The sequence below is a fragment of the Sphingorhabdus sp. genome (assembly GCF_046154385.1).
Lineage (GTDB): Bacteria > Pseudomonadota > Alphaproteobacteria > Sphingomonadales > Sphingomonadaceae > Sphingorhabdus_B.
Genome location: NZ_JBJXFW010000057.1, coordinates 1 through 21,782 on the forward strand (window position 1 = coordinate 1; position 21,782 = coordinate 21,782).

The window sequence follows — 21,782 nt, forward strand, 5'->3', positions numbered from 1 at the left end:
CCTGCATCCGGCTCAGGCCGGAATATCCGGGGCATGTCTGGGCGTATGACTTTGTCGAGGGGCGGACCCACGACGGCCGCAAGTTCCGGATCCTCACCATCATCGATGAGGCGAGCCGGGAATGTATGGCGCTTGTTGTCGCACGCCAGCTCAAGCATGAAGACGTGCTGGCGGCTCTCGCCGATCTGTTCATTGCACGGGGACCGCCAGCGCATATCAGGTCGGATAATGGTGCCGAGTTCATCGCCACGGCCGTGCAGGTCTGGCTCGCCCAGATCGGCGTGACGACGCTCTACATTGCGCCCGGCTCGCCATGGGAGAATGGCTACAACGAGAGCTTCAACGGGTCGCTTCGTGACGAACTGCTAAATGGCGAGATCTTCTACAGCCTTGCCGAAGCCAAGATACTGATCGAAGCTTGGCGGCGGCATTACAACACGATCCGCCCCCATAGCAGCCTCGGCTACCGACCGCCGGCCCCGGAAACAGCTTCGCCGCCATTGCCGCCCTCCGGTTCCGCTTCGCTACACCTCCAGACGGCAATGGCAACGGAGGCAACAATGCACTAACAATCAACACGGACCACTCAGCGGGGGCCGGTCAATTTGCCGGACGAGCCGAAGAACTTCCACCGCCTGCGGCGGCAGCGGAATTTTGTGGGAGAATTCTTCATTGTCGCGAAGGTGGAGTTCCTGCTTCATTTTGGACGCGGGAACGTGCCAGAGGGCCCGGCTGATATCCGCCTGCTCGTTAGACCAGTCGATGTTTTCGAATTCGCGCCATTCAGCGTGACGAACCATGCCTGGCCGCTGCGCCGTGAGCGCGAGAAACCTGGAAGCGAGACGCGTCACGGGAGAAGCACCAGCCTGATCGACGCAAACCATCAATGCGCAAATCTGAGATTGCTCCTTCAGTGCAGGCCATCGGCGCTTTTTCGGCACCAATTTTAGCGCGGTGCCAATATCAGCAGCGGGGTTGATATTGTTGATCCCGATCCCGCGTGCGTACCTGAACACCGCTTGCGCCCGCTGACGTAAGCGGTGGGCAGTTTCTATCGCACCCCTAGCCTCGACTTTTTTCAGGACGGCTAAAAGCATGGGTATGTCGATCTGATCGACCGGCCAGCTTCCAAGGTCCGGGAACAAGTCCCTTTCCATGCTCGTGATCACGTCGTCAGCGTGAACTGGTTTCCAGCGATCGATTTGCTGATGATGCCACTGGCGCGCGACGGCTTCGAAATTCTTCGACGAGGACGTGCCACCGACCAACTTTGCCCTGGCGGCAATCACTTGTGGATCGCCACCGTCGCGAATCTGTTTTCGTGTTTCGTCCAGCCGTTCACGAGCATCGACCAGGCTCATTTCCGGGTAGGTGCCGAACACGATTCGACGTTCCTTGCCGGCGATCCGGTATTTGTATCGCCAGCTTCGATGCCCAGAGGTTGTAACGTAAAGATGGAGCCCGTTGCGGTCACCGAGCTTGTAGGGCTTGTCCTTTGGCTTGGCCTGCTTCACCTCTTTATCCGTCAACATCCGATGCCCCCTCTCTCTTCGGCCTGATGCCCCCAGCATGCCCCCATAATAGTTCGGCTGCTACTGGACGTCGCTGGACGATAAAGGAGCCAAATTCAGCTTAAATCAACGGTTTTTCGGTGCCATCGGATGATTCAGGATGGCACAAAACATGTGCTTGGCGGAGCGGGAGGGATTCGAACCCTCGATACGCTTTTGACGTATACTCACTTTCCAGGCGAGCGCCTTCGACCACTCGGCCACGTCTCCGCATCCCTTTCGGGGAAGCGACGCCCCTAGCGGCTCCTTTACGCTTTCGCAAGGCACACTGTTTTGCCATAAGCCGTTCCATGAAAAGAATTCTGACTTATGCAACAGGCACCGCCCTGTTCGCGGCGCTTCCTTCATTCGCACAAGAGGCCAAAACCTATCCTGCGCCGGGTGAAATTGTCGCGGCGGCAAAGGCCGAGGAGTGGATTGCCATAGCTCCATCCGACCTGTTGGTTATGGATCTTGCGCCAGATGCCAAAAGCAAACCGCGCCGTGTGGTCATCCAGTTGATGCCTGCCCCGTTCAGTCAGGGCTGGATCGGCAATATCCGCAAGCTTGCAACCGCCAAATGGTGGGACGGCACAAGCATCAACCGCGTGCAGGACAATTATGTTGTGCAATGGGGTGATGCGACCGATAAGAAGGCGTTGCCGGAGGGTTTGGCGGTGGTGCCTGAGAGTGCATATGCGACCCAATATGTACCCGGAGCAATAGCGCGTCGTTGGGAAGGGAATGTGGTAACGCAAGCCGTTACAGTAGGGCCCCGATATGGCGGGAGCATTTACCCCGAAGGTCCAAATATCTACGACTCTTTTTCACAAAGCTATTCCTTCGTAAGCGGCATCCCGCTTGCACTTTCTAAAAACCGGGTAGTGACCGACACATCGATCACTGTGACTCCCCACGAAATCTGGCCCGTCCATTGCTACGGAATGGTCGGCGTGGGCCGAAATCTGTCGCCCGATACCGGCATAGGCGCGGAGCTCTATACCGTCATTGGCCACGCACCGCGGCATCTGGACCGCAATATCGCGCTTGTGGGCCGCGTGATTGAGGGTATCGAGCATCTTTCCAGCCTGCCACGCGGGACGGGGGCGTTGGGCTTTTACGAAAAGGATGAAGAGCGGGTGCCTATAATTTCGGTTCGGCTGGGCAATGCGGCAAATGATGTTCCGGCGTTCGAATATCTTTCCACCGAAAGCGCAAGTTTTACCGCTTATGCCAATGCGCGCGCGAACCGGCGCGATCCGTTTTTTATCCGTCCGGCGGGCGGTACCGATATCTGTAACATTCCGGTGCCCGTTCGGCGGAAACCTGTGAAATAGCCAAGGAGTATAGAGGGTGACCGAAACCTATGCGGTTACCTCCAAGCTATGGCTTTGGAGCAGTGACAAGGCCCCCGCAAGCTGGCATTTTTTGACAATTGAAGGCGAGGCGGCCGAAGCCATTCATGCGTTGGCGCTTATGCGTCGGCTGGAAAACGGACAACGGCGCGGCTGGGGCGCAATGAAGGTACGGGCGTGCATCGGCGATACGTCATGGGACACATCCATCTTTCCCGACAAAGGCAGTGGCGGGTGGCTGTTGCCGGTAAAGGCGGCCGTCCGGAAATCGGAAGGGCTTGTTGCAGGGGATGATGTTCAAGTTTCGTTGGCGGTTTAGGATCGAAACTAATCCATCATCAAACTCCGCATTTTGTCGAGCGCAGCCTTTTTAATCTGGCAAACACGTGCGGCACCAACACCCAAAGTTTCACCAATTTCGTCGAGATTGAGTTCTTCGACAAAGTAAAGCTGCAGGATCATCGCCTCACGCTCGCTCAGCTTGGCAAGGTTCGCTACCAAAGCCTCGCGCAATTGCGCCTTTTCCAGCGCGGTGTCCGCGCTGTCGGCCAAGTCGGCAAACCACATATCATGGTCGGAATAGCTTTCGTCGATCGATTCCTGCCCCACCGCCTGAGTCGAAGCCGCCATAGCGTAATATGCCTGCGGTTCCAGACCGGCAGCATCGGCCATTTCGGCGTCGCTGGGCGGGCGCATATATTCCTGTTCGAGCTTTGCCCGTATTCCCGCAAGATAGCGCCTGTTTGCCATGCCTGCGCGCCCCATGCGTGCATCCCGGCGCAATGCGTCGACCATCGCACCGCGTATCCGAGTTGAGGCATAAGGGGCAAAAGCGATGCCGCGATCTTCAAAATGCTGGGCGGCCTCCACAAGTGCGATGAAGCCGATCTGGATAAGGTCTTCCACTTCGATCGCGGTCGACATGCGGCTGTGCACATGCCACGCGACGCGGCGGACAAGCGCACTATGCGTCTCGATCAGGCGCGCCGGGCTTGTGGTGTCCGGGCGGGCATAAGCCGCGCGTGCTTCATTCAGCATCATGGTCTCCTTTATAGTGATTGGCATCGGCCAAACGGGGTGTTCCGCCGACGACGGCGATCACATCAACTTTTTTGGTTTCGGGAATTTCGAGGAAGGACAGCACCGCAACATCGCTGAACTGCGCCCGCAGCAATCGGGCAACCGCAGCACGGCATAAGGGTGAAGTGATAACGGCGAAGCTGCGTGCGGCGACAAGCATCGGTTGAACCGCTTCGTCCACCGCTGTGATAATGCGACGGGCAAGTGCGGGTTCAAACGGCCAGTTTGCCGACGGTGCGGTTTGCACCGACTGGACCAGCAGGCTTTCCAGTTCCCCTTCAAAGGTGACGGCGGGTAACGGCATTTTTACAGGAACAATGGTCTGCACAATAAGCGCGCCCAAACGTTGACGGACCGCCTCGACCAAATCGGTGGCGTCCAGATTACGGGGGGCCAGATCAACCATCGCTTCGGCAACCCGGCGGAAGTCGCGCAATGGAACTCGCTCCACCAGCAAGGCACGGCATAATGCGGTGATCGATGCCAACGAATAAGGCGCAGGAGTCAGTCCGGCGGCAAGTTGCGGGTAACTTTCCTTCAAATTGTCGATCAAAGCCTGCGCGTCATCCATACCGAACAATTCGGCCGCCGACGCGGTTGCCAGCTGGTTCAAATGGGTGGCAATTACAGTCGCGGGGTCGACAACGGTATATCCGGCGGCAACAGCATCAATACGATCACGCTCGGCAATCCACAGCGCATCAAGACCAAAACTCGGGTCCTTGACCGCACGGCCGGTAACGCCTTCCAGACAATCCCCGGAGTCAAGGGCGAGCAGTTCGTTGGCCCATGCACTGTCTTCGCCAACCAGCACACCTGAAATCTTGATTTGATAGGCATTGCCAGGCAATGACAGGTCATCTGAGACCTTGACCATCGGCACGACAAAGCCGAATTCACGCGAAAGCTGGCGGCGTATTGCGGTTACCCGGCCCATCAATGGTGCGCCTTTGCGTTCATCCACCAGGCTGACCAGCGAATAGCCCAATTCCAGCGTGATCGGAGCGGTTTCGGCGATCTCATGCCATTCGATAATGTGGCCGGGCGTCGCGTCTGGAATTGTTTCAGCCGGCCGGGGCGGCAATTTTTCTGCGCGACGAAGCAGCCACCAAATGCCTCCGGCCAGCGCGGCTGCCGGAAGGACAACAAGTTGCGGCATGGCCGGGACCATACCCAGCAAGGTCAAAGTACCCGCCACCGGCCCCCAAGCCCGGGCATGTCCGAACTGTGTTGAAATCTGTCCTGACAAATCCAGCGGCGAAGACACCCGGGTTACGATCGCAGCAGCAGCGATAGACAGCAGCAATGCCGGAACCTGCGCCACCAACGCGTCACCAATAGCCAATTTGATATAAATTTCCGCCGCGTCGCCAAAGCTTAGGTCATGACTGACAACGCCGAGCAGCAACCCGCCAAAAATATTGACGAACAGGATCAACAGACCTGCAATCGCATCGCCTTTTACAAATTTGGAAGCACCGTCCATCGACCCGTAAAAGTCGGCTTCGGTTGCGACTTCCTGACGCCGCGCTTTGGCTTCGTCTGGCGTAACAAGCCCGGCGTTCAAATCAGCGTCGATGGCCATTTGCTTACCCGGCAAGGCATCGAGGGTGAAGCGCGCAGACACTTCGGAAACGCGACCAGCACCCTTGGTAATCACGACCATGTTGATAATCAGCAGAACGGCAAAGACTAATAACCCGACAATGTAATCGCCGCCGATCAGCAATGCGCCGAAGGCCTCAATGACATGGCCCGCGGCGGCCGTGCCGGTATGTCCGTCGACCAGAACCACGCGGGTCGAAGCAACATTCAGCGCCAACCGAAACAGCGTGGCCAAAAGCAAAACTGTTGGGAATGCCGAAAAGTCCAATGGCTTTGCAACGTTCATCGCAACCATAAGAACGGCCAAGCTAATCATGATGTTGAGGATGAAACCCACATCCAGCAGCAGCGCCGGAACGGGCACGATCATCAACATGACCAGCAGCAACACCGCCACCGGCAACGCGCCGCCCTTTATCGTGTTAAGCCAGATCGAAAAGTTGATCCGCCCCATCATAGCGAAGCACCCGACAGGCGGCGATAGGCGTTACGGGCAAAGTTGAGGTCGAGCTTCTTCGGCATCGGTTCCATCGTCGCCATTTCCAGCGGAACCCGGCTCTGCATGGACGAAATCGCATTTTTCTGGTGATTTGCGCGCGTCACTGGAAAACCGCTGGGTGAATTGCCCAGTTTTGATGCGAAATTCTGGCGTATCTCGGACAGGCTGCGCGCAGAACCATCGCCTCGGTAGAATATGGATTGGTTGGCCCGGGCTGCGTCGGCAAAAAGCGGCGCGGCGCTTTGCCCAGGGTCTTCCTGATACGCGTCAAGAAATTTTGCAGCGCCCTCAGCGCCCAGAAAATGTGCAAGATAAAGATCGACAGGTTCCGGGCTGGCACCGGTCCGGGCTTGCAAATATTGCCCATTATCAGCCGCAAATTCGGCAGCCATAGACGCCGCCGCTTCAGGATTATTCCGCAAATCAAGTATCGCCGACCGTGCATCGCCATCAGCTACAGAAAATGTCCCGTCAGAATTTTTGGATATCGCGTTGGCCGCCCATTCAAGGCCATGCGCCGCGCCATGTTCTTTTACCGTCCCCAACCAGGTTTGTTTGGTGAACTGATAAAGTCCTGTCGCACTGGAGGTGCTGGCACGCGCATTCGGACGCATACCGCTTTCGATCCGCGCCTGATCCATCAAATAGTCGAAGTCAACACCGGTGCGGGCGGATGCCTGTGCAATCGCCGCTGTCACGCGTTGGGGTGACGCTGTGTCGTGTATAGGCCTGGTCATATACTGGTCCGGTTGGTCATGCCGGATGAAGTGCAATGCCCGTGCCAGTTTTGCGAAACTTACGCTTTTACGTGTGTTTTTGTGGCATTACATACACGGCGGACGATGCTAAACCCCGGCATTCGGCCAACCGGTCAATTTTCTGTCGGTTCCAAGCCGTCAGATATTTGACCCGAATTCGCGCGGCTTCGGCCTGCTTCAGGCCGTGCGAGAGCTCGCTTTGAGCAGGTACATGTCGTTGTTGACGCAGCTGTTCAAGAGCAGACGATAGCGAACCACTCGCGGACAAGATCGCGTCGGCGTCTTGTGAATCGAGAGCAGCTATCAATTCAGCCTGATAATGAATGACGGCGTCCATCATGCTTTTCAACCCAGATCCTGGCCACCGAAACGGATGATACCATCCGCGATCGTGCCCAGATCCACTTTATATGTCCCGCTTGCTATTGCCGCTCTCAAGGATGCCGCTTTTTCGGCATCAAAAGGCGGTCCTTTTTGGGCCAAAGCTGTTGCGAGGCTCAAGCTATGCGGCGCGGCTGGCTTTAATGCACTTTCACGCTTCGGTGCAGCTTCCAAAGCGCCCGATGCACGAAGACCTGGAGCCAGTCTTGCAGGCCCGAATGATACGGAATCCACCATGTTTCTGTTCCTTATCCATATAAGCCGTCAGGAAACCGACAGCCTGTATGGAATCAGAAACGGCGATCATGCCATAAAGTTTAGCAATAGATTAATCCGATTCAGAAAGAAGCCTGTCCCCGCGCCGTGGCGACAGCGGTCATGATCGAAGCGGCCCCGGTATGTGTCGAGGATTTGACACGCACAGACTGTCCCACTGCGGCATCCTCTAACGCTATCATAGTAGTAGAAACGGCAAATCCGCGTCCGCCTGAAACACATTCGACCATTTCACCTTTCCGGATCACAATCTCGGCCGTTTCCGCTTTTTGTGCAGTTGGTTTTACCGGAACCCGCAGACGCCAGCCAAGCGCAGGACAGCGCACAATGACCGAACCTCCCGCAGGTGGAGCGATAATCGGGCTTTCCGGGCACGCGGCCAGCTTTAGCCGTTTGTCGACCTGTTCTGCGTCGGGTGATACAGCCGTGATGCGATCATCAAGCCTGTTCAGATCTTCAAACGAAGCTGACGGCGCGGCCATAAGCAGTAAAAGGTGAAACATGAAAGGCTCCTGTGAAAATGTGTATTTTCACTGTGAAGCAATTATCGTGCCATTTATGAATTGTTTGCGGCGAATTGCGCGCCGCTTTCGGGCAAAAAGACTATACCAGAGCGCGGGCGATCGCCCGAATGGCGTCCGGTCTGGCGACAAATGCCATATGGGTGCAGTCAAGTTCGATCTGATGATCAGATTCGTGACTTTTCCCGCGGGCAGAACCGGGGGCGACGACGCCGTCGTTTTGCGACCAGAACGCGCAGGTTGGAACGGGCGGCTTTTCCGATAATATTACGTCGAGCGGCGGGTTATCCACTTTGTATCCGGCAACAAATTCATACAAGCGCCAAGCATTGTTGGCCCGAGGATCGCCCGAAAAAGGGCTGCCTAATGTCACGACTTTTGCAATATTGTGGCGCGATACTTTGGCGTATTCGCGCGCGATTAGTCCACCCAGACTCCAGCCTACCAGAGTCAGCGGCGCATCGATATCGAGTTCTGCAACGCGTCTGTCGAGTCGTTCAAAAATATCGGCCTTTATCCCCTTATTGCGTCCCAAACCCCAACCATGCGCGGCAAAACCGGCATCCTGCAGCGACCGGCGCAAACGTGCAGTTGTCTGGTCAGAAGCCATGAAACCGGGCACGATCATGACAGGCCGCCCATTCCCCACGACGTCCAGGTCGACCGTCGAGGCGAAGGCCGCGCTGGTCCGGGTATAGGCAAAAGACAGCGCTTCTCGCGCCAACAATGGGAATGCAGGCGCGACGGACGCTCCGCCGGTGCGCGCCACAACCATCTGGCGGTTGAATGTAATGTCAGAGAATCGGGAAGCCATATCCCCTTATATGGCCGCAGGAGATTTATGAAAGATTTATGACGAAATTTATTCCGGTACCGGGTTTGGTGTCGGAACATCCATTACCGAAGGAGCAGTCACAGGAAAGGCGGGCACTGGGATCGGAGGCGCTGCAAGAGCGCTTCTTTCGAGTATATCCAGAGCTTTTCGTGTTTCGGCATAGGTTCGTGCCCGCGCCAGCCAAGCCTGGGCTTCGACCGAATTGCCCCCAGGCATCGCTGAAACTTCCAAAATCGCCCCGCTCAGATTCCCGGATTCCACCAGTGCATGGGCACGCAACGATCTTTGCGTCGGCGCCGGCGACAGCGATTCGGACTTGCGTAGTATAAACAATTCGGAAAATTCACGCTGGATCGTGACCCAGAATGTCTCATCGCGCATCCCGGTCACCAGGAGATTTTCAATTCCGGAGAGCTCGGTTTGCAAGGATGGCAGGGTGACAGGTGCCTGTGCTGCCTGCAATATCGTGACAACCGCATCGGGTTGGCTCGTACCGAAACGCAAACGCAACTGGTCAGTCAAATAGCCCAATGGCGCTCCGCTATCTATAGCCCTGCGTGCGGCAAATGCGACCAGAAGTCCTTCTGCACGCGCCATATTACCCGCAGCAATAGCAGAGTCGGTCGACGATATAACAGGAGCGACGGCCATTTGTGCCACGTTGGTTGGTCGCGCCTTGTCTAAAATTACCGGTAAGACAGGACGCTTTTCATCTTTCGCAAACCAGCCATATTCATCGGCCAGCCACCAACTGACACCTGCTCCACCTGCGAATGCAAAAAGCAGCAAGACCAGTATATGTTTCAACTTTACCCCGCCACGCGAGGTTGCGGCGTTCGTCGCAGTATCGGTCATTCAATCCCCTTCGTCCCAACCATCAGTTAGGGATTAACCGGCCTTTTTGTAAAGCGCCTTTAGAGCACAGACAAGAGTTCCCTGTCCGAAGGCTTTGACGCGATACGCACTTTGGCCCACCCCGAACCCGCCGCCAAAGCAATGTTTTCGGAGAGAGCCGCAATCGAAATGGAATTCTTGTCAATATCTTGCTGTGATACCAAATGCGCGAAATGCATTGCCGCTCGCGCCGAATGGAGCAGCACATGGTCAGTCTGTAAGAGCATTTGGGAAAAAGTGTCAGGGCTTGGCAAGGCCGCGCTTCGGTAAACAACGCGGCAGCAAATCTCCATATCAACAGGCTTTTGAAAAACCGCCCGATCTTCACCCGCGAGCCAGAGCAAATTGCGCGCGTTAATCTCCGCCAAAAGCTGTTCGACGCCGCCCGGACCGGTATATTTTATCTCAAACCCGAATGAACGGGCGAAATCCGCACTATTTTGCCCGACGGCAAAAACAGGCAAATGTTTCAATGCACGAGAGTTAACACCAGCGTGGCGGATCGCATTTGCACTCGTAATCAGCAGGCCGTCAAATCCCATGTCGCCCGGTATTTCCCATTCTATAGGCTCGGTAGAAAATAGCGGCATGAGTAACGGCTCGTGTCCCGCCACGCGAACGCGATGGGCGGTTATATCAGCGCCCGGTTGAGGGCGAACGATAAGCAATTTCACGGTGCGAACAATTGACGCAAGCTGTCGCTGGATCTTTCCAGCAGCTGCGCCGCCAATTTTGCAGGGCCATGTATATCATCCAAGGCAAATTCGATCGATCCGCATTGCCGTTCGCTGCCGTCTTCTAACAATATTTCACCACGCAAGGTGATGTTGTAGAAATCACAAACTGCATAAGCGGCCACTGGCGAGTGGCAATTACCGTTTAACGCCGCCAGAAATGAACGTTCGGCCGTAACGGCAACAAAGGTCGCGCGGTGATTCACAGCCTGCAAAAACATTGCCAAATCTTCGCGCCTGGCCAAGTGATCGATTCCGATAGCGCCCTGGGCAGCAGCAGGAAGCATGGTTTCAAGCGCGAGACGTGTTCCAACAGTATTTTGTCCTAGGCGATCAAGTCCAGCCGCCGCCAAAAGCGTTGCGTCAAATTCTCCGGCATCGACCTGCGCCATTCGCCTGGCGACATTGCCACGGATAGGCGATGTCGCCAAATCAGGCCGTAAAGCCTTTAATTGTGCCGCCCGGCGGGGACTTGAAGTTCCTATTTTTGCATTGAGCGGAAGATCGTCCAATGTTGAAGCACCAATCAAACGGTCGTGCACATCGGCCCGCGGCAGCATCGCCGAGAGCCGGAACAAGGGCGAGCGGACCGTTTCGACATCCTTCATTGAATGGACAGCAACGTCAATCTCATCGTCGATCAGCGCGCGCTCCAGTTCTTTGGTCCACAGCGCTTTGCCCCCAATTTCTGCGAGCGGCCGATCCTGGATCTTGTCCCCGGTCGAAAGCATCGGGACAAGCACCACCGCATTTTCCGCGAGGCCATAAGCTCTCTGTAGCGCCGACACAGCCATTTCGGCTTGAGCCAAAGCGAGAGGCGAGCGGCGCGTTCCTATACGCAACGGGTTGTGGGATGTGTAATTTGCAACCGTCATGCCGCTTGTTCATAACGAGGTAGGCACCTATGGGAAAGCGCAATGGCGATTATTCTGGGTCTTGAATCGAGCTGCGATGAAACCGCGGCTGCAATTGTACAATCAGATCGTACAATATTGGCCCACGCACTCGCCGGACAAGAGGATCACCACCGCGCCTTTGGCGGCGTTGTTCCGGAAATCGCCGCGCGCGCCCATGCCGAATTGATGACTCCGCTGGTGCAGGCCGCATTGTCAGATGCCGGCATGGCATTGGACGACGTCGACGCCATTGCCGCTACGGCGGGCCCCGGCCTTATCGGTGGCGTCATGGTGGGCTTGGTAACCGCAAAAGCTCTGGCGATGGCCTCCGGCAAGCCGCTCATCGCCGTCAACCATCTAGAAGGTCACGCACTTTCTCCACGCCTTGTCGATCCCGACCTTGATTTTCCGTATCTGCTTTTGCTCGTATCAGGTGGGCATTGCCAGTTGCTGCGTGTCAATGGTGTCGGCAATTACAACCGGTTGGCCACAACCATTGATGACGCAGTCGGTGAAGCGTTTGACAAGACGGCCAAGATTTTGGGCCTTGGTTTCCCAGGCGGCCCCGCCGTCGAACGCGCGGCCGCCATTGGTAATGCCGCCGTTGTACCGCTGCCGCGCCCGCTGAAAGGTGCTGATGAGCCCCATTTCTCCTTTGCTGGGTTAAAAAGCGCGGTGCTGCGGGCATATGAAACGGGACACTATCGAACCGAAGATATTGCGGCATCTTTTCAACAAGCGGTCGTCGAATGTCTCAGAGACAGGTTGCAATATTCGGTCGACCGTATCGATCCCCTGCCCGCTTTGGTGGTGGCCGGCGGTGTTGCTGCGAATATTGCAATCCGGGACATGCTATCCGAGTTTGCGGCGGCAAGAGCGATGCGCTTTGTCGCGCCGCCTTTATGGTTATGTACCGATAATGGTGCGATGATTGCGTGGGCCGGGGCGGAGAGATTTGCCGCCGGGTTGACCGACGGATTGGATTTTGTGGCACGGCCGCGCTGGCCACTCGACCCCGATGCTGCCCCGGCACGGGGTGCAGGAGTAAAGGCATGAACGATCCAAAATACCCGATAGGCATAATCGGAGGTGGTGCCTGGGGTACCGCGCTGGCGTCTGTAATGGCGCAAATTCACCCGCAGGTGCTGATCTGGGCTCGCGAAGAGGATGTTGTAAATACGATCAACGAAACGCGGGAAAACAGCCTGTTTCTTAGCGGGTTTACGCTGGCACCCAATATCCATGCGACAGGCGATCTTGCGGCAATGGGTGCATGTGGCGCGCTGTTAATTGTAACGCCGGCCCAACATGTCCGTGCCACGCTTGCGGCGCTGCCACCTTCTGAAGCACCCCTTTTGCTGTGTGCAAAGGGCATAGAGGCGGATTCGCAAATGCTGATGTCGGATATTGCCGCCGACATACGTCCGGGCAACCCCGTTGCGGTGTTGTCCGGGCCTACATTTGCCCATGAAGTTGCCGCAGGAAAGCCGACGGCTATCACCCTTGCAACCGCCAATCAGGCAATGGGGGCGGTGTTGATGCGTTTAATTGCTACACCGCATTTCCGGCCATATTGGTCCGATGATGTTACCGGTGCCGAAATCGGCGGGGCAGTGAAGAATGTCCTCGCAATCGGCTGCGGTGTCGTCGATGGTGCCGGTCTTGGCTTGAACGCCCGTGCTTCGCTCATTGCGCGTGGCTTTGCCGAAATACAACGCTACGGTCTTGCGCGCGGTGCACGGCCCGATACGCTGGCCGGCCTGTCGGGATTGGGCGATTTGGTGCTCACCTGCAGCTCGGAAAACTCACGAAATTTCTCTCTGGGTCGCGGGCTCGGTCAGGGCCGATCAGCCACCGACCTGCTTGCCGACCGCCGCACCGTTGCAGAAGGCGCGTATACTGCCCCAGTTCTGCTTAAATCCGCCCAAGAGCTGGGTGTCGATATGCCTATTGTCGCGGCAGTTTGTGCATTGTTGGAAGGTGCGGCGACGGTCGGTGAAGTCACGCGCGCGCTCCTAACGCGCCCCCTGAAGGCCGAAAGCTAGTAACGCGCGAGCGTTTGCGCTAGCATGTTGTCAACAGGGATGAAATATTGAACGCAGTCCGGACCGACGAGGATGATATTCAGGCGCTGGCGAAGGGCGGACGGACCAATGTCGTCGGCTTTCTTTTGCGGCTTGCCGCCAGAATTCCGTTCCTTTTTATTGCTGGCCGCCTTTATGGGCCGGAGGCTCTGGGACGCTTTGCCTATGCCATTTTAATCGTCGAATTCGTCGCCCAATTGGCGACGCTGGGTTTACGGCGCGGCTTGGCCGAGCTTTTGTCACAAGGGGATCGGCCACACGCCAATCTTGTTGCGGATGCATTATGTGCCGCCATTGTTGCTTCTGCTTTTGGCGCGGCATTTTTGATTTTTATTCCGCAAATTATGTTTCCCAATAGTATAATCAACGGTCTTGATAGATTTTTGCCGCTTGTCATATTTGCGATCGTCGCAACCGATATTGCACTGGCTGCATTGGCCTATCGTTTCGATATCCTGTCGACCGTTCGCGCAAGGGCCATAGTCGAACCGTGGACCATCAGTATTGCAGCGGGTGCATTATACTTTTATTCGGCCCGTGACGGATTGATACTTGCTTATGTGGTATCATTGGTTGCCGCTTTTCTCTTCGCGCTCTGGCCTTTGTGGCGCAGCTATGGAGTGCCCTGGGGATGGACGCCAAATCTGTCGCGATCCTATGCAATTGCCCGCCGCAATATGCCGCTGGCAGCGGCAGACGCCGCAGAATGGGGCAGCCGACGTCTTGATCTTGCAATATTGGGCCTTTTCGCCTCACCAGCAGTCGTCGGGATATATTATGTGGCGCAGCAAGTTGCGAGTTTGCCGCAAAAGTTGAAGACCAGTTTCGACCCCATTCTAAGCCCCGTTATCACCCGCAATCTGAAATCAAAAAACTATGCCGAAATTGCCCGGCAAGTTGGTCAGGTTGGCTTCTGGATCATCGCTGCGCAAGCCGGTATCGCACTTGCGCTCGGTATTCCCGGTGAAGCGGTCATGGGTCTGGTTGGGCCGGAATTTGTGGGCGGAACAGGCGCGTTGGCATTTCTGTTGGCAGCAGAGGTCGCCGCTGCCACTGCAGTCGTCAGCGAATCGGCGCTCGTCTACATGGCCCGGCACCGCAATCTGCTTATTTCCATAGCCATGCTGTCGGTCCAGGCACTGGTCAGCTTGGGGCTTATTCTCATGATTCCTTATCTACCCATAAAGCCCTCTTATGTCGGGCTTTATCAGGCGGCTGCGGTGGCCTGTGGACTTATGATCTCCCTAGGCATCGGTTCCATCATCAAATCCCGTTTTCTAAGTCGCTTGCTTGGGCACGGCATCAGCATCTGGCGCAGCACTTTGATCTTTGCCGTCATCAGTGCCGCCGCGACAGGTATCATCATCGTCAGTGTCCCTGCCCGTTTCGAATGGGTGGAACTTGCGATCGGAATACCTGCCATATTAGGGCTTTATAGCTGGATCATCTGGCGATGGGGGTTCGGCCCCGAAGACAGGGTACTGTTCCGCAAGCAGGTCGATTAACCCAATCGTTTACTTACCAGCTCTGCAATATCCGCTTCGGGTCGTGCGCCATAATGGGAGATGATTTCCGCGGCACACACAGCCCCCATAGTCAGACATTCTGACATAGGTTTCCCCTGTGCAATACCTGCAAAAACACCGGCGGCAAACAAATCGCCTGCACCTGTGGTGTCGACCAAATGTGCAACCGGTTCAGCTGCCACCTGCGTGCGAACGCCATTTTCAATGGCAATCGCACCATGTTCTCCGCGTGTGCAAACCAGCAACGGAACCTTGGCCGCAATCGCCGCGACAGAAGCTTCGAAATCATCGCTGCCGTGGAGCGCGCAAATTTCAACCTCGTTCGCAAACAGGATATCGATCCGCCCCGCGTCCATTTCAGCAATAAAATCAGGTCCATGACGCGAAATGACAAAGGCATCAGATAGGGTCAGCGCCACTTTTCGGCCGGCGGCACGTGCCACATCAATCGCGGTTCGCATCGCCGCGCGGGGTTCTTCGGGATCCCACAAATAGCCTTCAAGATACAGGATCGCTGCGCTTTCGATCAAACTTTTGTCGATTAGCCGCGCAGGCAAATATTGCGAAGCACCCAGAAACGTATTCATGGTCCGCTGCGCGTCGGGCGTGACCAGAATGTAGCAGCACGCCGTTGCAGGAGCTCCATCACGGGCAGGTATATCGAAATGGATGCCACCGGCACGAATGTCATGTGCGAAAACATCGCCCAACTGGTCATTGGCCACTTGCCCGATAAACGCCGTCTTGTGCCCGAGTCGCGCCAGACCGGCCAAAGTGTTAGCGGCTGACCCGCCACTGATTTCACGCGCAGGCCCCATATGGTCATAAAGCGATTTGGCGCGATCTTCGTCAATCAATTGCATACTGCCTTTGGTCAGGCCTTGCTGGTTGATAAAATTATCATCAGTGTCGGCAATAATATCCACAATAGCATTGCCGATTGCGAGTACGTCAAAACGGATTTCAGTCATCATATATCCTGTCTACAGTCCGGCGCGCCCTAGTGGGATTGGACATTTCGGGCAAGCGCTTTAGAGTGTCGCCATGATCCAAGCACTTATGTTGTCTTTCCAGAGCCTGTCAGACACACGCGTCGCCCGTCTGTTGGTAAAAGTCATCGCGCTCACACTGGGAGTTTTTGTTGTCCTGGGAATTGGCCTCTGGTTCGCTATGGCCTCAATATTCGGCTGGCTCAATTTGACCGATGGAGAAACATGGTCGGCACTTTTATCCATTGCGCTATCGTTTTTGGTCGCGATCCTGCTTTTCCGAGTTGTGGCTATCGCCGTTACATGGGTCTTTGCCGACGACATTATCGATGCGGTCGAAGACCATTACTATCCGCAATTTGCAGATATTGGCAAAAGACCCGGACTTGCAACAGGGGTACAAATGGCAGTCCGTTCGGTCATTCGCGTGATTGCCTATAATGTGCTGGCTCTGCCTCTCTATGTGATATTATTTTTCACCGGCGTGGGTACCGCTTTTGTTTTCATGTTGGTCAACGCCTTGCTTCTTGGTCGCGATTTGGAAGATATGTTGATCGCCCGGCATGGACCGACTCATGGCTCCATCCGCAAACTACCTCGCCTGCTGCTTGGTCTTTTGGGCACAATTGGTTTGTTAGTGCCGGTGCTAAATCTGTTCGTGCCGGTCCTTATAACCGCAATGGCCGTGCATATGGTACATTCGGGTGTCGCAAAGCTGTGAGTTATATGCTTCGAATTTTAATTTATGTTGCGGCGGTGGGTCTTGCATCTACACCGATAGGTGCAGAACGTCCGGCCTCCAGTTTCCTAACCCGGCCTGCGCTAGAAAAACGCGGACTGGATTTGGTCATGGGAATAGATGTAGCGACAATGAAGCGCCTTTTTGGCGAACCCCGGCTCGATATCATCGAAGTCTATGGGCGCAAATTACAATTTATTGGCAAAGCCTGCGTACTTGATGCCTATTTTTACCCGGATGGTCCCAACGGAACCGAAATCGTGACTTATGTTGATGCGCGGCGAAGCGACGGAGCCGAGGTTGACCGTTCGGCCTGCATCGAGGCGCTCATCCGGCGTTAGCGCCGCAAACCGAGCCTATTTTCCTGCCCATTCATCGCGGACCGAATGGGTGTGTTCCTGTTGCGCCATACGCAGCTTCAACGCTTCAAAATCTGGCGGCGATAGCTGCTGCAAAGCCCAGATCGCACTGCCTCTGACAACTTCGTCCGTATCTTCAAGCAACTTTATAACGGGCGGCAGCAGCGACCTATCACCGCTATTACCCGCTGCAATCAGAACGTTACGCACAAAACGGTTGCGGCCAATTCGCTTGATAGGCGACCCTGTAAACAACGCCCGAAACGCCGAGTCATCGAGGGTCAACAAATCCGCCAGTCTAGGGGCCGCCAGTTCTGCCCGGGGAAGAAACGCTTTATTCGCCGCGGCGGCACTGGCAAATTTATTCCACGGGCACACTGCCAAGCAATCGTCACAACCATAAATATGGTTGCCCATAAGCGGTCGAAGTTTCCGATCAATTGGTCCTTTATGCTCGATCGTCAGGTACGAAATACACCGCCGTGCGTCGACTTTATAAGGTTCAGGGAAAGCATCTGTCGGGCAGATATCCTGACACGCACGGCATGAACCGCAATTGCCCTTGCCCGCTTCATCCGGTTCGATTTCCGCGGTAGTGTATATTGCCCCCAGAAAAAGCCAACTGCCATGCACGCGGCTGACGACATTGCTGTGCTTTCCCTGCCAGCCAAGTCCCGCAGCTTCGGCAAGTGTCTTTTCCATAACCGGTGCGGTGTCGACAAACACTTTCACATCGGCATCCGTCCGATGCGCGAGCCACCCAGCAAGTCGCTTCAGCGCGCCTTTAACAACGTCGTGATAGTCGCGACCCTGGGCATAAACAGAAATGCGCGCGCGATCTTTCTGTTCGGCAAGCGCCAAAGGATCGGCGGAGGGAGCATAGCTCATGCCCAGCATGATGACGGACTTCACCTCCGGCCAGAGCCTTTCCGGGCTGGCCCGTTGATCGGCGCGACTTTCCATCCAGAGCATTTCGCCGTGACATCCATCGGCAAGCCATTCACGCAAGCGCGCGCCTGCCAAAGGCGCCAAACGGCCAGGCGCGATGCCAATCGCGACAAAACCCTCTTGCGCGGCCTGGGCTTTCAACGCGTTAACCAAATTTGTCTTGTGTCTTTTCACACGCCAACCCTATGCAGCACCTCAATCTTATCCGGGGCGCGTTTTCTATATGTATGCAATCGAGGCACAGGGACTTGTCAAGCAATTCGACGGATTTCGCGCCGTTGATGGCGTCGACCTCAAGGTGCCCGTCGGCAGTATCTATGGTATATTGGGCCCTAATGGCGCGGGCAAGACAACAATGTTGCGAACCCTATTGGGCATTATCGATCCGGATGAAGGCGTCCGAACCCTGCTCGGATCGGATCGTCCCATTACCCAATCCCGCAATGTCGGCTATTTACCGGAAGAACGTGGCCTGTACCAATCGATGCGCGCTGTCGATACCATTGCGTTTATGGGCGCGCTGCGTGGCCTATCGCTGAAGGAAGGCAAGGAAAAAGGTCGTGCTTTGCTGGAGGAGGCAGGACTGGGTTATGCTGCTGACCGGCAGATACGGCAGCTATCCAAAGGCATGGCGCAAACCGTCCAGTTGATGGGTACCATTGTGCATGATCCCAAGCTGATCGTATTGGATGAACCTTTTTCGGGCCTCGATGCACTCAACCAGGCCAAGCTTGAAAAGATGATCCGGGCACAGGCCGAAAAGGGTGTGACGATCATTTTTTCGACCCATGTCATCGCCCATGCCGAACGGTTGTGTGAACGCATCGCGATTATTGCCAAAGGCAGGATCAGTTTCGACGGCCTGGTATCCGAAGCACGCGACCGCTTGCGTCCGCAAGTACATCTGGAAACCGAAACTCTGGACGGTGTGTGGCGCAAAGCGCTGCCCGCCGAAACGCGCGCGGAGGGCCATTGGTGGCATTTCACGCTGCCTGAAACCGGCGTAGAACCTTTGCTTACGGCCCTTGTGGAGGGCAAAGCGGGGATTAAGTCGCTATCAATAGAGCGCCCCGGCCTGCACGATGCCTTTGTTGCTATCGCCGGCGAATCGGTTGCCGCCGAAATGGATGAACCTGTGACAGGAGAGACGCTATGAAAGAGATACTCCGCGCCGCTTTTGTAATCGCCCGTCGCGACTTTACCGCAATCATTTATTCCAAAGCCTTCATCTTCTTTCTTCTCGGGCCGTTCTTTCCGGTCCTCGTCGGTATCGCCGCCGGAAGCCTTGGTGGCCAGATTGCCCGCGAAGCTGCGCAACCTGTGGTTGGTCTTGCCATGACCCAGTCCGATTCCCGGAAAATGATCGAGGCGCGGGAATCCCTGTCGGTTAACATGGGTGAAAATTATTTCACAAAAATCAAGATTGTCGGCGATGCAGCGCAGGATGACGGCAAAAACCCGCAGGATTATCTCAAGAAAAAAGAGGACAATCTCAGCGTCGTTGTAACCGGTACGCTGGCTAAGCCAATTGTCACCGGCACCAAAGGTTCAGTCAATCGCGAGAGTGCCGGCATCGAACTGCTGGCCGCATATGGGCTAAACCCGGGTGCCATTAAACTGCCCGAGGCCGAAGCCGACATCGTCGCCGAAACCGCCAATAGTGACAAGCAGCTGCGGACGGTAACCGCGCAAGGTGGCCAGATTCTGGTATTTTTCCTGACAATGTTGCTGGCCGGTATGGTGTTGTCCAATCTGGTTGAAGAGAAATCGAACAAGATTATCGAGATATTGGCGGCCTCAATACCTATGGAATCGGTGTTTTTGGGCAAATTATTCGCGATGCTCGGGATGGCGCTTTTGGGCATACTGGTGTGGACGACGATTGGGGGAATCGGGATGCAAGTTACGCAAGGGCTGCCCAATTTCCCAACGCCAGCGGTGGGTTGGCCTGTTTTCATCACATTGTGCTTTACCTATTTCATCATGGCGTATCTCATGCTTGGCGCGCTGTTTCTGGGGATCGGGGCAATGGCCGCAACCGTGCGCGAGGTGCAGACCATTTCGATGCCAGTGACCATGGCGCAACTGATCAATTTCTTTTTTGCGTCCTATGCCTTGACCAAAACGGGCCAACCGGTCGAACAATTTGCCGCGATTTTTCCGTTCAGTTCGCCCTTTGCAATGATCGGCAGAGCCGCGCTCGAACCTACTTTGTGGCATCATGCCGTGGCCATTATCGGGCAGTTGTTTTTTGCGATATTACTGCTGCGGCTTGGTGTTTGGATGTTCAAACGCAACGTGATGAAATCAGGCAATGCAGGCCGCATCAAAGACGCAGGCAAGCGCAAATTGTTTGGACTGATTTCCGTCAACGGGTGAACGGTGCCCATATTAAGCTAAGTTGCATATCGAAACGGGATTGACATATCTGTCAGTAGTGGCAGTTTCATGGGCGAGAGGAATCTATAACATGGCCACTGCACCCGTCTTCGAAAATGACTCGCTCCCTTGGGAAATCAACAAGGCTCCGCATCGCTGGGACGTCTCCCTTCCCGAAATTTATACCGAGGATCGCTGGCATCCGATTTTTAAGGAAATGCGGGAAAAAGCGCCGATTAACAAAATCGAGGGCAGCGATTTTGGCAGTTACTGGAATGTCACAACGTTAAAAGCAATTCAGCACGTCGAAGCTTTGCCGGACATTTACTCTTCGTCCTTTGAACATGGCGGCATCACATTGGTAGACGATGAGTCGATGGGTGACCCCATCCCCGAAGACCAGAAAATCGTCTTGCCAATGTTCATCGCGATGGACCGCCCCAAACATACCGAAGAACGGCGGGTAATTGCGCCCGCATTCACGCCGGGGGAAATGGAACGGATGTCTCTCGATATTCGCCAACGCACCGGCGAATTGCTTGATTCATTGCCCATTGGCAAATCCTTCGACTGGGTCGATCTGGTTTCGATTGAGCTAACGACCCAGATGTTGGCGTTGTTGTTCGATTTTCCTTGGCAGGACCGGCGCAAATTGACCGAATGGTCGGACTGGGCCGGCGATGTCGAACTGTTCCGCACAGAAGAGACGCGCAAGGCGAGGCTGGAAAAATTGTTCGAAATGGGGGCCTATTTCCAGGGTCTTTGGGAAGAACGAAAAAACCGGGGTGAGGCCCCGGATCTTATCAGCCGTATGATCCATTCACCGATGAAGGACATGAGCCAGTTCGAATATATGGGCAATTTGATCCTTCTGATCGTGGGCGGAAACGACACCACCCGTAATTCAATGTCCGGCTATGCCTATGGCCTGCATTCGTTTCAGGATGAGCGCGAAAAGCTGGAGCAAAACCCTCAATTCATTCCCAATGCGGTTAGCGAAATCATCCGTTGGCAGACACCGCTTGCCCATATGCGGCGCACGGCACTGCGTGACCATGACCTGTTCGGCGCACCGATCAAAGCCGGTGACAAGATTGGCATGTGGTACCTGTCCGCCAACCGAGACGAGACCGTTTTCGACAGTCCGGACAAGTTGATTGTGGACCGCGAAAACGCGCGGCGGCATTTGGCCTTTGGTTATGGCATCCACCGCTGCGTAGGCGCACGGCTTGCCGAACTTCAAATCCGGATCTTGCTCGAAGAAATGGCAAAGCGACGCTTGCGGCCGAATGTGATCGCCGAACCCGAGCGCGTTGCGGGATGCTTTGTTCACGGATATCGCAAGATGATGGTGGAATTGTCGACCTATTGAAA

The 21,782-nt window shown here is 55.5% G+C and carries 24 protein-coding genes and 1 tRNA gene; 11 read left to right on the top strand and 14 right to left on the bottom strand.

Annotated features, from left to right (window positions below; translation table 11 throughout):
• Window positions 1–569: IS3 family transposase (locus tag ACKVOS_RS12220; protein WP_409212281.1), on the top strand; the 569-nt coding region annotated here is incomplete at its 5' end.
• A gap of 3 nt (window positions 570–572) precedes the next feature.
• Here ACKVOS_RS12220 and ACKVOS_RS12225 read toward each other — a convergent pair.
• Window positions 573–1,532 carry a tyrosine-type recombinase/integrase gene (locus ACKVOS_RS12225; RefSeq protein ID WP_409212282.1) on the bottom strand — a complete coding sequence of 320 codons (960 nt, stop codon included), beginning with the start codon at window positions 1,530–1,532 and terminating at the stop codon, window positions 573–575.
• 158 nt (window positions 1,533–1,690) lie between these two features.
• Window positions 1,691–1,781: transfer RNA gene (locus tag ACKVOS_RS12230), tRNA-Ser, on the bottom strand.
• Between the two features lie 80 nt (window positions 1,782–1,861).
• Here ACKVOS_RS12230 and ACKVOS_RS12235 point away from each other — a divergent pair.
• Window positions 1,862–2,887, top strand: coding sequence for a peptidylprolyl isomerase (locus ACKVOS_RS12235; protein WP_409212283.1), 1,026 nt, complete (start codon window positions 1,862–1,864; stop codon window positions 2,885–2,887).
• Window positions 2,888–2,903: 16 nt separating this feature from the next.
• Entirely contained in the window at window positions 2,904–3,224 is a 321-nt protein-coding gene (locus tag ACKVOS_RS12240) for a DUF1905 domain-containing protein (protein WP_409212284.1), read from the top strand.
• An 8-nt stretch (window positions 3,225–3,232) separates the two neighbouring features.
• Here the strand turns inward: ACKVOS_RS12240 and ACKVOS_RS12245 are convergent, their stop codons facing one another.
• The 10 genes from ACKVOS_RS12245 to hemC form a co-directional block, all read right to left on the bottom strand.
• Window positions 3,233–3,946 (bottom strand): sigma-70 family RNA polymerase sigma factor, encoded by a 714-nt coding sequence (locus tag ACKVOS_RS12245; RefSeq protein ID WP_409212285.1) that lies wholly within the window; start codon window positions 3,944–3,946, stop codon window positions 3,233–3,235.
• Window positions 3,933–6,047: a flagellar biosynthesis protein FlhA gene (gene flhA / locus ACKVOS_RS12250; RefSeq protein WP_409212286.1), complete on the bottom strand. Its 2,115-nt coding sequence runs from the start codon at window positions 6,045–6,047 to the stop codon at window positions 3,933–3,935. Before flhA ends, ACKVOS_RS12245 begins: the two co-directional genes overlap by 14 nt.
• Complete coding sequence (locus ACKVOS_RS12255; protein ID WP_409212287.1) at window positions 6,044–6,826, bottom strand: transglycosylase SLT domain-containing protein; 783 nt, start codon at window positions 6,824–6,826, stop codon at window positions 6,044–6,046. The genes flhA and ACKVOS_RS12255 overlap by 4 nt, the downstream gene beginning before the upstream one ends.
• Window positions 6,827–6,893: 67 nt before the next feature.
• Window positions 6,894–7,187, bottom strand: a complete 294-nt coding sequence (locus ACKVOS_RS12260; RefSeq protein WP_409212288.1) for a hypothetical protein — start codon at window positions 7,185–7,187, stop codon at window positions 6,894–6,896.
• 5 nt (window positions 7,188–7,192) lie between these two features.
• Window positions 7,193–7,465 (bottom strand): flagellar biosynthesis anti-sigma factor FlgM, encoded by a 273-nt coding sequence (gene flgM, locus ACKVOS_RS12265; protein WP_409212289.1) that lies wholly within the window; start codon window positions 7,463–7,465, stop codon window positions 7,193–7,195.
• A 101-nt stretch (window positions 7,466–7,566) separates the two neighbouring features.
• Window positions 7,567–8,007 carry a flagella basal body P-ring formation protein FlgA gene (locus ACKVOS_RS12270; protein WP_409212290.1) on the bottom strand — a complete coding sequence of 147 codons (441 nt, stop codon included), beginning with the start codon at window positions 8,005–8,007 and terminating at the stop codon, window positions 7,567–7,569.
• 100 nt (window positions 8,008–8,107) lie between these two features.
• Complete coding sequence (locus ACKVOS_RS12275; RefSeq protein WP_409212291.1) at window positions 8,108–8,839, bottom strand: esterase/lipase family protein; 732 nt, start codon at window positions 8,837–8,839, stop codon at window positions 8,108–8,110.
• Between the two features lie 48 nt (window positions 8,840–8,887).
• Window positions 8,888–9,715 (bottom strand): hypothetical protein, encoded by an 828-nt coding sequence (locus ACKVOS_RS12280; RefSeq protein ID WP_409212292.1) that lies wholly within the window; start codon window positions 9,713–9,715, stop codon window positions 8,888–8,890.
• 59 nt (window positions 9,716–9,774) lie between these two features.
• Window positions 9,775–10,428 (bottom strand): uroporphyrinogen-III synthase, encoded by a 654-nt coding sequence (locus ACKVOS_RS12285; RefSeq protein ID WP_409212293.1) that lies wholly within the window; start codon window positions 10,426–10,428, stop codon window positions 9,775–9,777.
• On the bottom strand, window positions 10,425–11,363 hold the full coding sequence (hemC, locus tag ACKVOS_RS12290; RefSeq protein ID WP_409212294.1) for a hydroxymethylbilane synthase: 939 nt from the start codon (window positions 11,361–11,363) through the stop codon (window positions 10,425–10,427). The genes ACKVOS_RS12285 and hemC overlap by 4 nt, the downstream gene beginning before the upstream one ends.
• Window positions 11,364–11,405: 42 nt before the next feature.
• On the opposite strand from hemC, the gene tsaD reads away from it, so the two are divergent.
• From tsaD to ACKVOS_RS12305, 3 genes are read left to right on the top strand one after another with little or no spacing between them, the layout of a single operon-like run.
• A complete protein-coding gene (gene tsaD / locus ACKVOS_RS12295; protein ID WP_409212295.1) occupies window positions 11,406–12,440 on the top strand; it encodes a tRNA (adenosine(37)-N6)-threonylcarbamoyltransferase complex transferase subunit TsaD in 1,035 nt (344 codons plus the stop codon).
• A complete protein-coding gene (locus ACKVOS_RS12300) occupies window positions 12,437–13,429 on the top strand; it encodes an NAD(P)H-dependent glycerol-3-phosphate dehydrogenase (protein ID WP_409212296.1) in 993 nt (330 codons plus the stop codon). The genes tsaD and ACKVOS_RS12300 overlap by 4 nt, the downstream gene beginning before the upstream one ends.
• A 47-nt stretch (window positions 13,430–13,476) precedes the next feature.
• Window positions 13,477–14,973: a lipopolysaccharide biosynthesis protein gene (locus ACKVOS_RS12305; RefSeq protein WP_409212297.1), complete on the top strand. Its 1,497-nt coding sequence runs from the start codon at window positions 13,477–13,479 to the stop codon at window positions 14,971–14,973.
• Here the strand turns inward: ACKVOS_RS12305 and ACKVOS_RS12310 are convergent.
• Complete coding sequence (locus ACKVOS_RS12310) at window positions 14,970–15,965, bottom strand: adenosine kinase (protein ID WP_409212400.1); 996 nt, start codon at window positions 15,963–15,965, stop codon at window positions 14,970–14,972. The two genes, ACKVOS_RS12305 and ACKVOS_RS12310, sit on opposite strands and share 4 nt — an antisense overlap.
• Window positions 15,966–16,038: 73 nt before the next feature.
• Here ACKVOS_RS12310 and ACKVOS_RS12315 point away from each other — a divergent pair, with 73 nt between their 5' ends.
• Both ACKVOS_RS12315 and ACKVOS_RS12320 read left to right on the top strand, forming a co-directional pair.
• Window positions 16,039–16,704, top strand: a complete 666-nt coding sequence (locus ACKVOS_RS12315; RefSeq protein ID WP_409212298.1) for an EI24 domain-containing protein — start codon at window positions 16,039–16,041, stop codon at window positions 16,702–16,704.
• A 5-nt stretch (window positions 16,705–16,709) separates the two neighbouring features.
• The gene (locus tag ACKVOS_RS12320; protein ID WP_409212299.1) at window positions 16,710–17,063 is read left to right on the top strand and encodes a hypothetical protein; all 354 of its coding nucleotides are present in this window, start codon (window positions 16,710–16,712) and stop codon (window positions 17,061–17,063) included.
• A gap of 15 nt (window positions 17,064–17,078) precedes the next feature.
• Here ACKVOS_RS12320 and queG read toward each other — a convergent pair whose 3' ends face one another.
• The gene (queG, locus tag ACKVOS_RS12325) at window positions 17,079–18,203 is read right to left on the bottom strand and encodes a tRNA epoxyqueuosine(34) reductase QueG (RefSeq protein WP_409212300.1); all 1,125 of its coding nucleotides are present in this window, start codon (window positions 18,201–18,203) and stop codon (window positions 17,079–17,081) included.
• 49 nt (window positions 18,204–18,252) lie between these two features.
• On the opposite strand from queG, the gene ACKVOS_RS12330 reads away from it, so the two are divergent.
• The 3 genes from ACKVOS_RS12330 to ACKVOS_RS12340 all read left to right on the top strand — a co-directional run bounded on the left by ACKVOS_RS12330 (window position 18,253) and on the right by ACKVOS_RS12340 (window position 21,780).
• On the top strand, window positions 18,253–19,185 hold the full coding sequence (locus ACKVOS_RS12330) for an ABC transporter ATP-binding protein (protein WP_409212301.1): 933 nt from the start codon (window positions 18,253–18,255) through the stop codon (window positions 19,183–19,185).
• The gene (locus tag ACKVOS_RS12335) at window positions 19,182–20,408 is read left to right on the top strand and encodes an ABC transporter permease (RefSeq protein ID WP_409212302.1); all 1,227 of its coding nucleotides are present in this window, start codon (window positions 19,182–19,184) and stop codon (window positions 20,406–20,408) included. The genes ACKVOS_RS12330 and ACKVOS_RS12335 overlap by 4 nt, the downstream gene beginning before the upstream one ends.
• A gap of 91 nt (window positions 20,409–20,499) precedes the next feature.
• Entirely contained in the window at window positions 20,500–21,780 is a 1,281-nt protein-coding gene (locus ACKVOS_RS12340; RefSeq protein WP_409212303.1) for a cytochrome P450, read from the top strand.
• The last annotated feature ends 2 nt before the right edge of the window (window positions 21,781–21,782 follow it).

Excerpts from the sequence above, each read along its gene's own strand:
- hemC (WP_409212294.1), bottom strand. The coding sequence starts at position 11,363 with ATGACGGTTGCAAATTACACATCCCACAACCCGTTGCGTATAGGAACG.
- ACKVOS_RS12320 (WP_409212299.1), top strand. The coding sequence starts at position 16,710 with ATGCTTCGAATTTTAATTTATGTTGCGGCGGTGGGTCTTGCATCTACA.
- ACKVOS_RS12335 (WP_409212302.1), top strand. The coding sequence starts at position 19,182 with ATGAAAGAGATACTCCGCGCCGCTTTTGTAATCGCCCGTCGCGACTTT.
- ACKVOS_RS12225 (WP_409212282.1), bottom strand. The coding sequence starts at position 1,532 with ATGTTGACGGATAAAGAGGTGAAGCAGGCCAAGCCAAAGGACAAGCCC.
- ACKVOS_RS12300 (WP_409212296.1), top strand. The coding sequence starts at position 12,437 with ATGAACGATCCAAAATACCCGATAGGCATAATCGGAGGTGGTGCCTGG.
- ACKVOS_RS12310 (WP_409212400.1), bottom strand. The coding sequence starts at position 15,965 with ATGACTGAAATCCGTTTTGACGTACTCGCAATCGGCAATGCTATTGTG.
- ACKVOS_RS12330 (WP_409212301.1), top strand. The coding sequence starts at position 18,253 with ATGTATGCAATCGAGGCACAGGGACTTGTCAAGCAATTCGACGGATTT.
- tsaD (WP_409212295.1), top strand. The coding sequence starts at position 11,406 with ATGGCGATTATTCTGGGTCTTGAATCGAGCTGCGATGAAACCGCGGCT.
- ACKVOS_RS12270 (WP_409212290.1), bottom strand. The coding sequence starts at position 8,007 with ATGTTTCACCTTTTACTGCTTATGGCCGCGCCGTCAGCTTCGTTTGAA.
- flhA (WP_409212286.1), bottom strand. The coding sequence starts at position 6,047 with ATGATGGGGCGGATCAACTTTTCGATCTGGCTTAACACGATAAAGGGC.
- ACKVOS_RS12275 (WP_409212291.1), bottom strand. The coding sequence starts at position 8,839 with ATGGCTTCCCGATTCTCTGACATTACATTCAACCGCCAGATGGTTGTG.
- ACKVOS_RS12260 (WP_409212288.1), bottom strand. The coding sequence starts at position 7,187 with ATGATGGACGCCGTCATTCATTATCAGGCTGAATTGATAGCTGCTCTC.
- ACKVOS_RS12255 (WP_409212287.1), bottom strand. The coding sequence starts at position 6,826 with ATGACCAGGCCTATACACGACACAGCGTCACCCCAACGCGTGACAGCG.
- flgM (WP_409212289.1), bottom strand. The coding sequence starts at position 7,465 with ATGGTGGATTCCGTATCATTCGGGCCTGCAAGACTGGCTCCAGGTCTT.
- ACKVOS_RS12340 (WP_409212303.1), top strand. The coding sequence starts at position 20,500 with ATGGCCACTGCACCCGTCTTCGAAAATGACTCGCTCCCTTGGGAAATC.
- ACKVOS_RS12280 (WP_409212292.1), bottom strand. The coding sequence starts at position 9,715 with ATGACCGATACTGCGACGAACGCCGCAACCTCGCGTGGCGGGGTAAAG.
- ACKVOS_RS12235 (WP_409212283.1), top strand. The coding sequence starts at position 1,862 with ATGAAAAGAATTCTGACTTATGCAACAGGCACCGCCCTGTTCGCGGCG.
- ACKVOS_RS12315 (WP_409212298.1), top strand. The coding sequence starts at position 16,039 with ATGATCCAAGCACTTATGTTGTCTTTCCAGAGCCTGTCAGACACACGC.
- ACKVOS_RS12245 (WP_409212285.1), bottom strand. The coding sequence starts at position 3,946 with ATGATGCTGAATGAAGCACGCGCGGCTTATGCCCGCCCGGACACCACA.